The organism is Salinisphaera sp. Q1T1-3 (assembly GCF_003602005.1).
Lineage (GTDB): Bacteria > Pseudomonadota > Gammaproteobacteria > Nevskiales > Salinisphaeraceae > Salinisphaera.
In genome coordinates, this window is record NZ_QZWD01000001.1 from 320,076 (window position 1) to 335,157 (window position 15,082).

Consider the following 15,082-nt stretch of genomic DNA (forward strand, 5'->3'; position numbering starts at 1 on the left):
CAAGCGGCCCACGGGTCCGCACGAGCCGATAGACTGTGCCGGTCTTCACGAGAACCGAGCTCGCCATGAACGCGAACGCCCCCTGGCCTGCAGCCATCATCTTCGATCTCGACGGCACGCTGATCGACAGCGCGCCGGATATCGCGGCCGCCGTCAGTCGCGCGCTCTCCGCAGACGACATCACGGTCGAGCCCGACGAAGTTCGTGATTACATTGGTGACGGCGCCGCCCGGCTGCTCGAACGCGTTCTGGCGGCGCGCGATCGCAGCCTCGATGCAGCCACGCTCGAGGCACGTCTGCATGATTTCCATGCCGCATATGCCGATGCCCCCTGCACGCATACCGTGTGCTACGACGGCGCCCTCGAGATGCTGGATGCCGCCAGGCAACAAGGCTGTCGCCTGGCGATCTGCACCAACAAGCCACAGGCGATCGCCGAACGCGTGCTGGCGGGACTCGCGCTCGAATCCCGTATCGATGTACTGATCGGCGCAGGCACGTATCAGCTCAAGCCGGACCCGGAACCGCTGCTCGCCTGTCTCGCCGCGCTGGGCTCGGACCGCGAGGCAGCCATCTACGTCGGCGACATGGCCGTGGACCGCGAGGCGGCGCGTGCCGCGTGCCTGCCCGTTGTGCTGACCCGCTTCGGCTATGCCGGAAACGACGTCGCCGAGCTCGGCCCGGATGCGGTGCTGGACACCTGGCAGGAGTGGCCGGCGGTATGCAAGACGCTGGCCACAGCCCGACGGACCCCGTCCTGATCCGGCATTTAGGGAACCTCTGATCTATTCATCCACGGTCGCGCCGGTGTCTTTTGCGCGCGTCTGACAAGACGCCGCGAGCGCCGTTTGCTGAATGCAAATGAGCGAGCGGCAACGCCGCTCAGGCGCGCGCAAAAGCCCGGCCGCCAAGCGGTTTGGCCCAAAAGGCCGCGCTACGGCGTTGCATGGCTGGATCATGGCGTGGCTATGACGCGGCGCCATGCGCCTTGTATCGTGGCCTTTGGCGACTCAAACGCGACCGTGGATGAATAGATCAGAGGTTCCTTAGGTTGCACACAAAGGGTTGTCGCACGCTAAGCTTGTGACCGTGAATAGCGTTCTCAGTACACCGACGACCGTCGATTGGCCAGCCTGGCCGACCTACGGCCTCGAAGACGACCTGCTGCCCCGGCTCGAAGCCTGGCAGCGGTCGGGCGTGACCACCGCCGCCCTGGCCACCCTCGTGCAGATCGTCGGATCATCACCGCGACCGCTCGGTAGCGAAATGGCGGTCACCGCGGATGGCCGGATCGCCGGCTATGTCTCGGGCGGCTGCGTCGAGGGCGCGGTCGCCGCGGAAGCCGGCGAGGTGATCAGCAGCGGCCGCCCGAAGCTACTCGACTACGGCGCAGGCAGCCCGGTGCTGGACGTGCAGCTGACCTGCGGCGGGCGGATCGCCATCCTTGTCCGGCGCCTGGACGATCTCGGCCGTCATGTCGCTCATCGGCGCGCCGAACGCCGCGCACGCCGTGATTGCTGGCTCGATATCGATCTGGAACACGGCAGCGAACATGCGGTGGCGGCCGAGGCCCCCGGGCCGCGCACCGGGGTGTTTCGTCAACACTATCCGGCAATGGCACGGCTGGTGCTCGTCGGCGGCGATCCGATCACCCTGGCGGTGGCCCAGCTTGCCGAGCAACTTGGACTGGAAGTGGGCCTGTTGCGCCCCTATGGCCCGAGCGCGCCGCCGCCCGGTGTGCGGCTGGCCTTCTATGACACACGAGCGCTGGCCACTGCGTTGCCGGCCGTGGTCTGCGATCAGGCCACGGCCATTTACAGCCTTACGCACGACATCGACGATGACGAAAGCGTGCTCTTGCACGGCCTGGCCTCTCCGGCCTTTCGGCTTGGCGTACTCGGCAGCCGACGCAAGGCCGACGAGCGCCGGGCCCGCCTGATCGCGCGCGGCGTCCCCGAATCCGAGATCGCGCGGATCGACATGCCGGCCGGTATCGACATGGCTGCCACCAATCCGCGCGAAATCGCCCTGTCGATCGTGGCCCGCGTGGTCGCCGCCCGGCCGAGGGCCTGCCCGATCGCTGCATTCGCATGAACACGATCGTGCTGGCCGCCGGCGCCTCGCGTCGGTTTGGTCCGGCCAACAAGCTGCTTGCCCAAGCGCCCGCCCGGCCGTTGATCGTGATCACCGTGGCCCGCGTGCTGCAGGCGACCCGCGGGCCGGTGACCCTTGTCGTCGGCTATCAGTCACGGCGCCTCATCGCTACCCTGGCACGCCATGGACTGATATCGCGCCGTCTGCGCATCGTGCGCAATCCCTGCCCGCGCGCCGGACTCGCCCATTCGCTCGGTCACGGGCTCCGCGCGGCACCGCGTCTGGACAGCGCGCTGTTGATTCATCTGGGCGACATCCCGACGGTCTCACGGCACTGTCTGACTGCTCTGGCGCGCGCCTGTCGCCACGGGGCGCTGGCAGCTCGGACCGACGGCGACCGGGGCCCTGGCCATCCGGTCCGTGTGGCGCGCGCCGCGATACCCGCACGATCGGGCGCCGACGATGCCGGTCTGCGCGCCGGACTCGCCGCGCTTGGACACACACAATTCGTGCACATGCCATGCAGTAGCACGTCGGCGGACGATATCGACACCCGCCAAATGATACGCACTCGCAACTGAGGCGTTCACCGCGCGACCGAACGATCGGCCGGCCGACGCAACGCGCACCGCGCGTTGATTACCCGAGTGCATAACGCGGTCGTGCTGTCTTGTTGACGGTCTCCCGTGCACTCGTAAAGGTGTAATTCTCCTAACCCAATGGCGACTTCAAGGCGGCGACTGCCGCCCGATGGAGAGGCATTCAATGAAAGACGACCACGACGACGCCAAGCGGCCGACGGACGAGGCCAAGGCCGCCGGCACCGGTCGCGAGCATTCGCCGTCGCGACGACGCTTCATGCGCAATATCGGCCTGTCGAGCCTGGCTGCCGGCGCCGCCAGCACCGGCTTTGGCAGTGCCTTTGCCGCCGGCGACAAGCACGCCGACGAGACAGACGCCGACGCACCGGGCGCTGGCAAACAGCGCGTGACCTTCAAGATCAACGGCCAGATGAAGCAGGTCGATGTCACACCCAACACCGTGCTGCTCGATGCGATCCGACAGAATCTCGAAATGTCGGGTACCAAGAAAGGCTGCGACCACGGTCAGTGCGGGGCTTGCAACGTGCACGTCAATGGCACCGTGATAAATTCCTGCCTGAGCCTGGCCGTCATGCACGACGGCGACGAGATCACCACCGTCGAAGGCCTCGGCAGCGCCGAGGATCTCGGCGATCTGCAACAGGCCTTCTGGCAAGCCGACGGCTATCAGTGCGGCTACTGTACATCCGGCCAGATGATGACCGCCGCCTATATCCTCAAGGACAAGCGAATCGGCACCTCCGGCGACGAACTGCGCCAGGCCATGAGCGGCAATCTGTGCCGTTGCGGTGCCTACAAGAACATCGAAGCCGCGATCGCCCAGGCACGCGGCAAGCTTCAGGGGGCCTGATCCATGCGCGATTTTTCCTATACGCAGGCAGGCTCGGTCGGTGCGGCCGTCAAGGCGCACGCCCAGGGCCAGGACGCGGCCTATATCGCAGGCGGCACAACGTTGCTCGACCTGGCCAAGCTTGAAGTGATGCGACCGGGGCATCTGGTCGACGTGCGCAAGACCGGTCTCGACCAGGTCGAGCGCACGAGCGACGGCAGGTTGCGTATCGGCACCAACGTGACCAATACCGACCTGGCCTACCACCCGCTGGTCCAGGAGCACTACCCGGTGTTGTCCGAGGCGATTCTCGCCGGCGCCGCAACAGGCATCCGCAACAAGGCCACGACCGGCGGCAACATCATGCAACGCTGTCGCTGTTCCTATTTCCGCGACAACGTCTCGCCTTGCAACAAGCGTGAACCGGGCTCCGGCTGTTCGGCGATCGGCGGCAAGAGCCGTGCCGTGTTCGCGGTGCTCGGCGTATCCGATCACTGCATCGTGGCCCATCCCTCCGACATGTGTGTCGCCATGGCCGCGATCGGGGGGTATGTGACCGTCAACGGCCCACAGGGCGAGCGTGATATCGATTTCCTCGACTTCCATCTTCTGCCGGGCGATACGCCGGCGCAGGAGCATGCGCTCGAGCCCGGCGAGATGATCACGCACGTCACGCTCGATGCGCCGCTTCAGGGGGCCGGCTCTCATTATCTCAAGCTGCGCGATCGTGCCTCGTATCAATTCGCGCTCGCCTCGGCCGGCGTGATCGTGGCCACCGATGGCAACACCATCCGCGATGCCCGCATCGCACTCGGTGGCGTCGGCACCAAGCCGTGGCGCGCAGCCGATGCCGAAAAGGCGCTCATCGGCCAGCCAGCCAGCGAAGACACGTTCGCCAGGGTCGCCGAGATCGCGTTCAAGGGCGCGCGCCCGACGGAATCCAATGCCTTCAAGGTGCCGCTCGGCAAGCAGGCGATCGTACGGGCCCTGACGACGGTCACGGGCCCGCAGGCATCGTGATCACGCAATCCACGGCCCGCCTCGTCTTGTCGGGCGTGCGCACGACGACAGACGTCGCCCCCTGTGTCCCCATCAATCTCCGCACGGTCTGGTACGGAGCATCAACAGACCCCACGGGAGCCTTTTCATGAGCCAGAGCATCATCGGCGCGGCCAAGCCGCGCGTCGACGGCCCGGCCAAGCTGTCCGGTCAGGCACGCTATGCGGCCGATCATTTCCCGGCGAACATGGCCTATGCCTACGGCGTGTTCTCGACCATTGCCGCCGGCAAGATCGCCTCGATCGACGTCTCCAAGGCCAGGCAGCAGCCGGGCGTGATCGAGATCTTTCATCACGGCAATTTCCCGCATCTGCATCGCTCGCCTTCGAGTTTCGCCAGCCAGACCAAGGTCGACGAGACCCGGCTGCCCTTCGAGGACGACACGATCTACTACGGCGGCCAGTTCGTGGCGCTTGTAGTGGCCGACACGTTCGAAAACGCCCGGGATGCCGCGCATTACGTCGATGTCCAGTACACGCCGAGCGAACCGGTCACGAGTCTTTCCCAGGCGCTGCAGAAGAACGGCTCGAAACCGTCCGAGAAGAACCAACACGAGCGCGGCAATCCCGACGGCGCCTACCAATCGGCCCCGCACAAGATCGAGGCCACCTATACCACCCCGGTCGAAACGCATAATCCGATGGAGATGCACGCGACCACGGCGTCCTGGAACGACGGCGATCTGACGTTCTACGAGGCCAGCCAGGGGGTGGTGTTCGCCAAGAACACGATTGCGGCCATCTTCGGCATCAATCCGGCACGCATCGATGCCCGGTCGCCTTATATCGGTTCCGGCTTCGGCAGCAAGCTCTGGATCTGGCCGCACGCGGTCTGTGCCACGGCCGCCTCACGCGAGCTCGGGCGCCCCGTGCAGTTGATGGTGCCCCGCCATCAGATGTTCACGACGACGGGCCATCGACCGGCGACGCAACAGAAACTGCGTCTGGCGACCGACGACGACGGCAAGCTGGTATCGATCAGCCACGATTCCGTGAACTCGACGTCGTTCGTGAATCGCTACGTCGAGACCTGCGGGGTCTGTACGAGCAGTCTGTACGGCTGCGACAACGTCCGTGTCACCGAAGGAACGGCCCAGGTCAACCAGGGTACGCCGACATCGATGCGCGCCCCGGGCGCCGCCCCGGGTCTGTTCGCGCTGGAATCGGCGATCGACGAGATGGCCGAAGCCCTGAACATGGACCCGCTGGCATTCCGGAAGAAGAACTATACCGAGCGCGACGGCAGCCAGGACAAGCCCTTTTCCAGCATCCATCTGATGGAGGCCTACGATCGCGGCGCCGAGAAATTCGGTTGGTCGAAGCGCGATCCCGAAATCGGCTCGATGCGCAACGGCACGGAAATCCTCGGCTGGGGCATGGCGGCCTGCAACTGGGATGCACTGCGCCAGTCCAGTCATGCCCGGGTGGCGCTGCGTGCCGATGGCCGGGCGATGGTGTCCTGCGCCACCCAGGACATCGGCACGGGCACGTATACGATCATTGCCCAGACCGTGGCCGACATCACCGGCCTGCCGCTGGATCGCATCGACGTGGAAATCGGCGACAGCGCCTATCCTAGCGGGCCGATCTCGGGCGGCTCCTGGGCCTCGGCTTCGGCCTTGCCGGCCGTCCAGAACGCAGCCAGGAAGGCTGTCGATCAGCTCAAGGGGTTTGCCACGCAGGACGGTGCAACCTACGCCGATGCCTCGACCGACAAGCTGTCCTTCGATAACGGCACGCTCTCGCTCGAGGGCGGTGAATCAACCGATTACACCGCCGTACTCAAGGGCCAACGGCTGGCCGAAGCCTTCGGTGAAGCCTATACCGGTGGCGACGAGAAAAAGGACGGCTATTCGTATCGTTCCTTCGGTGCCCACTTCGTCGAGATCGGTTGGGATCCCGGCATCTCGCGTCTGCGCGTGCATCGGGTGGTCAGCGCCATCGATGTCGGCCAGATCGTCAACGAAAAGACCGCGACCAACCAGGTCGAGGGCGCGATCGAGATGGGTATCGGCATGGCGTTGTTCGAGGCTACCGAGTACGACCACCGCAGCGGCATGCCGGTCAACAACAACTACGCTGAATACGTCGTGCCGACCCACGCGGACAGCCCGGAGAGCATCGATGTCGTGTTGCTGGATTATCCGGACTACAAGCTCAACGAACTCGGCGTGCGTGGTATTGGGGAAATCGGCATCACGGGCATGGCAGCGGCCGTGGCCAACGCCGTCTACCATGCGACCGGCAAGCGCGTCCGCGACCTGCCCATCCGTATCGAGGATCTGATGCGCACCTGAACACACAGCGGATGTGCGTTGCGAGGCGGCCTTCGAGGCCGCCTTTTTCATGCGCGGTCACAGACCGGTGCTTCGCGTCCCGACCGGCCGTTCGTTTTCATGTGCGATTTTTTTTGCCGCGGATTAAACCTTTACGAATGAGGATTGTCACATAGGGAAATAACGACTCGGAAAACAACGCGCCTGCGGAAAAGGCCATGCATGTACTGATTATCGAAGACGATCCTCAACTGGCGATGCATATCGGCGATGCGCTCGAATCAGCGGGCGACGAGCCTGATTTCGCAGACGATGTGCCGCTGGCCATCCGGTTGTGCGAAATGAATCGCTACGACGCCATACTGCTGGATGCGACCCTGCCCAAATGCGGCGACGCACAGTGTTTTACCGAACGGCTGCGCGATGCGGCAAGACGCGACACGCCGGTACTGGCACTGGCGGCACGGCACGAGCTGTTGTGTCATTGCCGCGGCGAACGCATGCGCAGTGCCGTGTTCCGGGCCGAAGACGATCCGACGCTGCTGCTCAAGGGCCTGCATCGACTCGTGGCCGAGTGCGGTGACCCGCTATCGCAGCTGAGCGCCGGCGACCTGCACATGGATCTGGAACGCCAGAGCGTGTATTGCGGTCAGGTGCCGGTCGAGCTCGCGCCCATCAGCTTTCGTATTCTTGAGCTGCTCGTACGCGCCTTCCCCGGCGTGGTGACCCGAGCCCAGATCGAGAAACAGATCTGGAACGATCAACCGCCGGAGTCAGATGCCGCACTGCGCGGACACATCCACCGCCTGCGCCAGCTCCTGGAGCGCCCAACCGCACGCAAGATGATTCGCACCGTGCATGGGATCGGTTACCAGCTCGATGCGGCGGTCCAGCGCGCTTCATAGGCACATGCCGTAGCGACCTGAGGCTAGGGTCTGTCGATGTGTCGTTCGAGCGTCTTTTCGTCGAGAGACCGCCGTGTGTCCGGCAAGGCGCGAGTCGCCGATCGTGGCGCGCCACGATCCAGACGGGCAACGCCGCAGGGCGCCCATCGTCGATTTTTCATGGGCGGCCCAACCCAAAGGGACAAGCGCTGTTTTGCGGCAATACAGCGCTTGGCGCGGACTCGCACGAAACATCAAAAGGCCCCAGGGCCTTTTAACACTTCGCACGTGGCCGCGTTACCGCCCGATGGGACGGCGGTCATTTTCCGCAATCCGGCGTTGTCGTTCGCGACGCCAGAATGACAGCCGTACGCGCCCGCTACCCTGTCTTGCAAAAAATGATTCCCGGCGCGGCGCACGCGGGACGTGTTAACAGGCCCCAGACGGCTCCAGGCCGACTGGGGTCGCTTCGGTCATGGCGCATACGAGGCGCATGTGCCCGTACGCGCCAGCCAAGACGTGTGTTGCCCGGTCCGTCCGATCAGCCCGTCGGGCTCGAGCCCAGCATCGGCACGACGATGCCGGCGATGAGCAGAATCAGCGCCCCGCCGAGGCGCGAGGAAATCTGGGCGAACGGCATGAGCTGCATTCGGTTGGCGGCCGAGAGGACGGCCACGTCGCCCGTGCCGCCCATGTTGGCCATGCAGAGTCCGGCCGTGATCGCTGCCTCGATCGGATAGAAACCCATCAGACGGCCCACGAGCCCGGCCCCGAGTGCCGCCCCGGCCACGACCGCGAAGACGATCAGGACATACGTGAGGCTCATCGCATCGATGACCTGGCCCAGATCGGTATAGGCCACGCCGATGCCGAACAACAGAGCCAGCGTCCAGTTCCGCGCGACGAACTGGAACCAGTGTGCCGCGGCCGTGTTCACCGCCGCTGGCATCAGGCCGGCGATCTTGATGGCCGCGACCAGAACGATCATCAATGCATACGGATGCAATGGGATGAAGCGCCCGAGGATTGCCCCGGCCACATAGAACGTCAGTGCCGCCACCAGACCGATGCCGAGCGTCTCCAACGTCGGCGTCGACTCGTTCTTTTCGATATGCACGCCGGGCATCATCTGGCCGTTGCCGGTCAGGCTCGGCACCCGTCGTCCGAGGGCATCCAGCAGGCCGGCGATGATGATGGCGAACACGTTGCCGAGCGCCAGCGCCGGCACCAGAATGGAAATATAGTAGCTGGCCGGTTTGCCCAGCAGCTGCTCGTAGATCTGACTCATGGGCACCGCGCCGGCGCCCATGCCACCGCCCATGATGGGCAGCGTGATCACGGTCACGGCCTCGGTCGGCGAAAAACCGAGCACCATGCCGACCAGGGCAGCCAGTAGACAGGCGCCCGCGACCGCGCTGATCAACGGTAGCGCAAAGCGCTTGCCGACCTTGATCAGAATCGTCGACGGCATGCCGAGAATGCTGCCCGTGATGAGTGCAGCGATATAGAAATTCAGAAATCCGCCACCCTTCATGAATTCCGTGACGTTGGCGGTGACATCAGCCGGCAGCCATTCGAGATGAACCAGCGCGGCGGCCGAGAAAATGGCCAGTATCGCCCCGCCGCCGAGATAACTCTTGACCACCGGCAGCCGATCGCCCACGAAACCGAAGAACTCGCCGAGCAGCATGATCACCATGAAGGCGCCGATCATGCCTGAGGGCAGCGTATCGGTGGCCATCGCCGTGATCATGACAGCGACAGCCGCCCCGAACATGACCGGACTGAGGCCGAAAATACGAACGTGTGGCAGTCTTTCCTGCCACGGGGTGTCCGCGCCGGCATGGGATTGCTGGGCCAGATCGCTCATCGCTTACCTCCGCTGTTAACCGCATCGTCGCCGTGATGCGCTTGCGCGACCGGCGGACGCGGTATTGTTGTGTCTCTACGGCACAGTAGAGGGCCGGCATGATGGCTGGCGGCTTTTCGAAATAGACAAAGCCTTTTGCAATTAAAGAAAGCGCGAAAAGCGTGTTGAAAAAACAAACGCCGTATTGGAATGACACCTTGGTCTAAAGACAACGTGGCAAGAGCCGGGCATGCCGCAACCCGTCGCATCTCGCTGGCCGGGCTGACCGGTATCTGGGCGTTCGGTCTGGTGGTTGCGAGTCTGGGCGTGGCCTGGCTACTCTTCAGTCAGCAGCTCTGGCAGAACCTGCAGAGCAGTCAGGGCCAGCGCGTCGAGAACATCGCCCAGACCGTCGCTCGGCTGCCGAGCGTGGTCTCGGCACTTGCCGCCGGCGCTGCCCCGGATGCGCAGGCGCCGATCCAGGGCCGCATCGAATCACTGCGCCGTGGCCTCGATGTCGATTTCATCGTGGTCATGAACAAGCGGGCGATTCGCCTGACGCACACCAAGCCGGCACGGATCGGCCATCATTTCCGCGGCGGCGACGAGCCGCCGGCGCTGGCCGGCTCGCACTATGTCTCCATCGCCCGGGGCACGCTGGGACGCAGCGTGCGGGGTTTCGCCCCGGTGCGCGCGCCTTCCGGCGCGGTTATCGGCGCGGTCTCGGTCGGTGTGACGCTGTCCGCACTCGCCCCGCTCGAAGCCAATTCACGAACCACGCTGATCGGCGGGCTGCTGCTCGTCGTCTGCCTCGGCGGCGCTGGCGCACTGCTGCTCGCCCGTCAGATCAAGCAGCGCCTGATGGATATGGAGCCCGACGATATCGCGGCACTCGTGGCCGAGCATCAGGCGATGCTGGATGCCGTGCACGAAGGCCTGATCGTCGTCGACATGCAACAGCGGCTGCGCCTGATCAATCCGGCAGCGCGGCGGTTGCTGGCCCGTGGTGGCACGCCGGCACCGGAGATCGGCGAACAGCTGACCGATCCGCGTCCGCACGGCGACGCCGACACACAAGCCGTGGATGGCCCGCTCGTGATCGGCGATCAACGTTTTCGCGGCACGCTGCGTGCGATGGGCGCGACCGCGACCCCGGTCGGCTGTGTGATCTCATTCCGCGATACGGCCGAGCTGCAGCGTCTGGGCGAGGAACTGACCGGCGCCCGACGCTATGCCCAGGCCCTGCGCGCCGCCCAGCACGACACCAAGAACCGTCTGCACGTCGTTCTCGGCCTGGTCGAGACCGGCGACATCGATGCACTGGCGCGCTACGTCCGCACGCTGATCGCTCTGCGCATCGATACCGCCGGGGCACTGGCCGAACGGATCGATGAACCCACGCTCGGCGGTTTCGTACTGGGCAAGCACAGCGAGGCCGACGAGCTCGGCGTGGCGCTGTCGGTCCAGGTCGAGCATCGCATTCCGCCGGCCCGTCTGGAGCAGGATATCCATCGCGTGGTCAGTGTGATGGGCAACCTGATCGACAACGCCTTCGATGCGGTCGCCGATCGCGATACGCCGAAAGTCGCGCTGACAATCGCCTACGATGCCGACACGCTCTCGATCGCGGTTCAGGACAATGGTCACGGCATGGATCCGGCCACGCTCGCACACAGTCGCCAGCGCGGCTATTCATCCCACGGCGCGGACCGGGGTCTCGGCCTTTATCTGGTCGACCGACAAGTCACCGCGGCCGATGGAGAGCTCGCCCTCTACTCCACGCCCGGCCAGGGCACGCTCGTCGAAGTCGTACTGCCCTACGCCGGCGATTGCGCATTCAACGTGCCGAATACGACATGAATGTCCTGATCGTCGAGGATGACCCGATGGTCAGCCGGCTCAACGCACAATATCTCGCCCGGCTGCGCGACACGCGGCTGGTCGGCCAGTGCCGTGACGCGGTCAGCGCGCTGGCGCGACTGCGTGCCGATACCGTCGATCTCGTCCTTCTCGATGTCTATCTGGGACGACGCAGCGGGTTGGAGATCGCCGAATGGCTCGCCGCCAATCGGCCCGGCGTCGATATCATCCTGATCACGGCGGCCAGCGAACTCGAGACCGTCCAATCCGCGCGTCGCCTCGGCGTCTCGGACTATCTCGTCAAACCCTTCGCATTCGAGCGTTTCGCCGAAGCCGTGGACACCGTGACGCGCCGTCGGCGCGCGCTTGCGCGCCTGCATGGGCCCGCCGATCAACAAGCACTCGATGCAGTCTTTCGAGCCCAGCCGCGCTCCGCCGCCGCCGATGACCTGCCCAAGGGATTGACCGCACCGACGCTGGCCCGCGTCGTTGGCAGTATCATCGCGCACGACGCCATGCGCTTCTCGACCGATGAGATCGCCGAGGCCGCGGGCATGTCGCGCGTCTCGTTGCGCAAGTATCTGCGCCATCTGGTCTCGCGCGGGCTTCTGAGCGAGGAATTCGCCTACGGCGCCGTCGGCCGCCCGGCTTTTGTCTATCGCTGTCTCGATTCAGAGGCATTGCACGCATTGCAGGACGATCCGCCCTGAACGAACCCGTTTCATCAACGCGAGGGCCTGTTGATGTTTCGTGCGAGCGCCGCGTTGGCGCCACAAATCGTGTCCTGCAAGACTCGCAACGCCGCCGGGCGCCCATCGTCGATTTTTCATGGGCGACCCGACCCGAAGGGACAAGCGCCCCAATATCAAGAACACGACGGCAATCCAGCGTTGTAGCCCGCGGGTGCAGCATGGCGGCACGGCGCGCACGACGCCTCGTCTTGCCGCCCATCGTCAATTTCAGGGCGGGTTTGGCGCGGACTCGCACGAAACATCAACCGGCCCTGGGCACACAGTGTCTGGGCCTGGCGGCGACGATGCTTTATCATTCGCTGCGTCGCCGCCGTGGTGGAATGGGTAGACACGCTAGGTTTAGGTCCTAGTGGCCGAAAGGCCATGGGGGTTCAAGTCCCTCCGGCGGCACCATCCCTTCTGCGCTCACGCGCTGTCGGACGACGATTCCGCCTCGCCGGACAACACCCGCTCCGGCACCGAATGCGGCTCGTCGAGAAGCGTGTTGGCGCTGTAGTCGATCGGGCAGTCGACCAGGACCACCCCACCCTTCTCGTAAGCGTGTTCGAGCACTTCGGACAGATTGTTCTCGTCCGTGTGGCGCAGGCCGGTCGCACCATAGGCCCGTGCGTAATCGACGAAATCCGGATTGCCGAAACGCATGCCGAAATCGGCGAATCCGTCGCCCGCCTGTTTCCAGCGAATGAAACCGTAGGCATCGTCGCGCAGCAGCAGAATCACCAGGTCCAGGCCCAGACGCACCGCGGTCTCCAGATCCTGGCTGTTCATCATGAACCCGCCGTCGCCGCAGATCGCCATCACCCGCCGATCGGGATGGACCATCTTAGCCGCCATCACTGCCGCCAGCCCGGCGCCCATGCTCGCCAGCGCGTTGTCGAGCAACACCGTGTTGTTGCTGTAGGCGGGATACATCCGCGCGAACCAGATCTTGTAGATCCCGTTGTCCAGGCTGATGATGTCGTCGCGGCCCATGACGCTGCGTACCTGCTGAACCACGCGTTGAGGCCTGGGTGGATAGCTGTATTCGGATTCCGAGACGTGCAGCGCCTCGGCGATGTAATCGTGCAGCCGTTTCATGCGCGGATCATCGAATCGCTTGCCCTGCAGACGCGGCGACAGCGCCTTGAGCGTATTCGAGATATCGCCAATGACCTCGTGCGCGGGGCTGTAATACTCATCCGGATCGGCGGGGACGAAGTCGATGTGCAGGATCGTCTTGTCCTTGGACTCGTTCCAGACCGAGGGCGGGTACTCCACGACGTCGTAGCCCAGCGTGATGACCAGATCGGCTTCGTCGATCGCGGTGTGCACGTAGTCGTGCTTGTGAATCCCCATTGCGAACAGGCTCTGGGGGTGGTCGTCGGCGACCACGCCCTTGCCCATCTGGGTGCCGATGGCATAAAGCCCGGTTTCCTCGCAGAGCGCGGTGAGCTGCTCGGTGATGCGCTTGCGGTTGGCCCCGGCGGAGTAGACGATCACCGGTTGGCGTGCCTGGCGAATCATTTCGGCAGCGCGATCCGTGGCCTGCTCGTCGGCGTTGGGCCGGCGCAGCGTCAGGCGCTTCTGCGGCTGTGTCGGCTCGATGGACTCGCCGGCGATGTCCTCCGGCAATTCGAGATGCACCGCCCCCGGCCGTTCGGCCTCGGCGACCTTGAAGGCATGTCGGATACTGCGCGGGATGACGCCCGAATCCGCCAGCGAGCTGTTCCACTTGGTGACCGGGCGGAAGGTATCGACCACATCGATCAGCTGGAACTTGCCCTGGCGATTATCGCGCAACGCCTTCTGGCCGGTGATCGCCAGCAGCGGCATGCCGCCGAGCTGCGCGTAGGCGACCCCGGTCATCAGATTGGTCGCGCCCGGGCCGAGCGTCGACAGGCAGACACCGGCACGCCCGGTCAGGCGGCCATAGGTCGCGGCCATGAACGCGGCATGCTGCTCGTGGCGTGTCACCACGAGCTGAATATGGCTGGCACGAAGCGACTCGATGACGTCGAGGTTCTCCTCGCCGGGCACCCCGAAGACATATTCGACACCCTCTTCCTCGAGGCATTTCACAAAAAGATCGGAAGCTTTCACGGCGAGCCTGTTGGCGATGCGAGTGGCCCGGGCAGTGTACCCATTGCGATCGCCCCGCGCAGACCGTACAGGGCCTGCGTTTTCTCTCGCGCGCGGTTGTTGCATAGTGTCGCCACAACTCATCGATCGAATGACCGACATGGCATTCAATACCGAGAACGCAGCCGGCGTGCATCAGGACGTGCCGAGCGAGACCGACGGTTTCATCTTCAACCACACCATGCTCCGTGTGGTCGACCCGAAAGCCTCGCTGGCCTTCTATACCAAGGTCTTCGGCATGCGGCTGCTGCGACAGAAGGAAAATCCGAACGGCGAATTCACGCTGTATTTCCTCGCCCGCACGGACGGTTACGACGTGCCCGAAGACGAGCAGGCGCGCGCCGAGCTGATGGGCACCCTGCCCGGCGTTCTCGAGCTGACCCACAACTGGGGCACCGAGAACGACCCGAACGCCCGTTATCACGATGGCAACGCCGAGCCGCAGGGATTCGGCCACATCTGTTTCACCGTGCCCGATCTCCAGGCCGCCTGTGACTGGATGGACACCAACGATGTGACCTTCAAGAAACGCCCCGAAGACGGCCGGATGAGCAATATCGCCTTCGTGAAGGACCCGGACGGGTACTGGATCGAACTCGTCGAGCACAGCGGCAATAAATAAGCCGAGCTCAACGATGTCACGAGGCGGGCCACAGGCCCGCCTTTTTTTGCGCTGGCGCCCGGTGTGTGGGCGTTCGCCGCGAATCCGTGGCCGTTGGCGGTTACAATAGTGCCCCGATCGCGCCGTGCCCCAACAGAC

12 protein-coding genes and 1 tRNA gene are annotated in these 15,082 nt (G+C 64.6%); 11 read left to right on the forward strand and 2 right to left on the reverse strand.

Features of this window, described 5'->3' with window-relative positions:
• Positions 1 to 65 precede the first annotated feature (65 nt).
• The 7 genes from gph (at position 66) to D3260_RS01450 (ending at position 7,764) form a co-directional block, all read left to right on the forward strand.
• Entirely contained in the window at positions 66 to 761 is a 696-nt protein-coding gene (gene gph / locus D3260_RS01420; protein WP_120096768.1) for a phosphoglycolate phosphatase, read from the forward strand.
• A gap of 328 nt (positions 762 to 1,089) precedes the next feature.
• Positions 1,090 to 2,094 (forward strand): XdhC family protein, encoded by a 1,005-nt coding sequence (locus tag D3260_RS01425; RefSeq protein WP_120096929.1) that lies wholly within the window; start codon positions 1,090 to 1,092, stop codon positions 2,092 to 2,094.
• Positions 2,091 to 2,675: an NTP transferase domain-containing protein gene (locus D3260_RS01430; RefSeq protein WP_120096769.1), complete on the forward strand. Its 585-nt coding sequence runs from the start codon at positions 2,091 to 2,093 to the stop codon at positions 2,673 to 2,675. Before D3260_RS01425 ends, D3260_RS01430 begins: the two co-directional genes overlap by 4 nt.
• A gap of 184 nt (positions 2,676 to 2,859) precedes the next feature.
• Positions 2,860 to 3,546 carry a (2Fe-2S)-binding protein gene (locus D3260_RS01435; protein ID WP_120096770.1) on the forward strand — a complete coding sequence of 229 codons (687 nt, stop codon included), beginning with the start codon at positions 2,860 to 2,862 and terminating at the stop codon, positions 3,544 to 3,546.
• 3 nt (positions 3,547 to 3,549) lie between these two features.
• Complete coding sequence (locus D3260_RS01440; protein WP_120096771.1) at positions 3,550 to 4,545, forward strand: xanthine dehydrogenase family protein subunit M; 996 nt, start codon at positions 3,550 to 3,552, stop codon at positions 4,543 to 4,545.
• Positions 4,546 to 4,672: 127 nt separating this feature from the next.
• Positions 4,673 to 6,880, forward strand: coding sequence for a xanthine dehydrogenase family protein molybdopterin-binding subunit (locus D3260_RS01445; RefSeq protein ID WP_120096772.1), 2,208 nt, complete (start codon positions 4,673 to 4,675; stop codon positions 6,878 to 6,880).
• Between the two features lie 197 nt (positions 6,881 to 7,077).
• A complete protein-coding gene (locus D3260_RS01450; RefSeq protein WP_120096773.1) occupies positions 7,078 to 7,764 on the forward strand; it encodes a response regulator transcription factor in 687 nt (228 codons plus the stop codon).
• Positions 7,765 to 8,284: 520 nt separating this feature from the next.
• On the opposite strand, the gene D3260_RS01455 is transcribed toward D3260_RS01450, so the two are convergent.
• Positions 8,285 to 9,613, reverse strand: a complete 1,329-nt coding sequence (locus D3260_RS01455) for a 2-hydroxycarboxylate transporter family protein (protein WP_120096774.1) — start codon at positions 9,611 to 9,613, stop codon at positions 8,285 to 8,287.
• Positions 9,614 to 9,802: 189 nt separating this feature from the next.
• Between D3260_RS01455 and D3260_RS01460 the strand changes: the two genes are divergently transcribed.
• The 3 genes from D3260_RS01460 (at position 9,803) to D3260_RS01470 (ending at position 12,597) form a co-directional block, all read left to right on the forward strand.
• Entirely contained in the window at positions 9,803 to 11,452 is a 1,650-nt protein-coding gene (locus tag D3260_RS01460; RefSeq protein ID WP_120096775.1) for a sensor histidine kinase, read from the forward strand.
• Positions 11,449 to 12,162 (forward strand): response regulator, encoded by a 714-nt coding sequence (locus tag D3260_RS01465; RefSeq protein ID WP_120096776.1) that lies wholly within the window; start codon positions 11,449 to 11,451, stop codon positions 12,160 to 12,162. Before D3260_RS01460 ends, D3260_RS01465 begins: the two co-directional genes overlap by 4 nt.
• 348 nt (positions 12,163 to 12,510) lie before the next feature.
• Positions 12,511 to 12,597: transfer RNA gene (locus tag D3260_RS01470), tRNA-Leu, on the forward strand.
• Between the two features lie 12 nt (positions 12,598 to 12,609).
• Here the strand turns inward: D3260_RS01470 and D3260_RS01475 are convergent.
• Positions 12,610 to 14,283 (reverse strand): acetolactate synthase large subunit, encoded by a 1,674-nt coding sequence (locus tag D3260_RS01475; RefSeq protein WP_233543904.1) that lies wholly within the window; start codon positions 14,281 to 14,283, stop codon positions 12,610 to 12,612.
• Between the two features lie 139 nt (positions 14,284 to 14,422).
• On the opposite strand from D3260_RS01475, the gene gloA reads away from it, so the two are divergent.
• Positions 14,423 to 14,944, forward strand: coding sequence for a lactoylglutathione lyase (gene gloA / locus D3260_RS01480; protein ID WP_120096930.1), 522 nt, complete (start codon positions 14,423 to 14,425; stop codon positions 14,942 to 14,944).
• Positions 14,945 to 15,082: the final 138 nt, after the last annotated feature.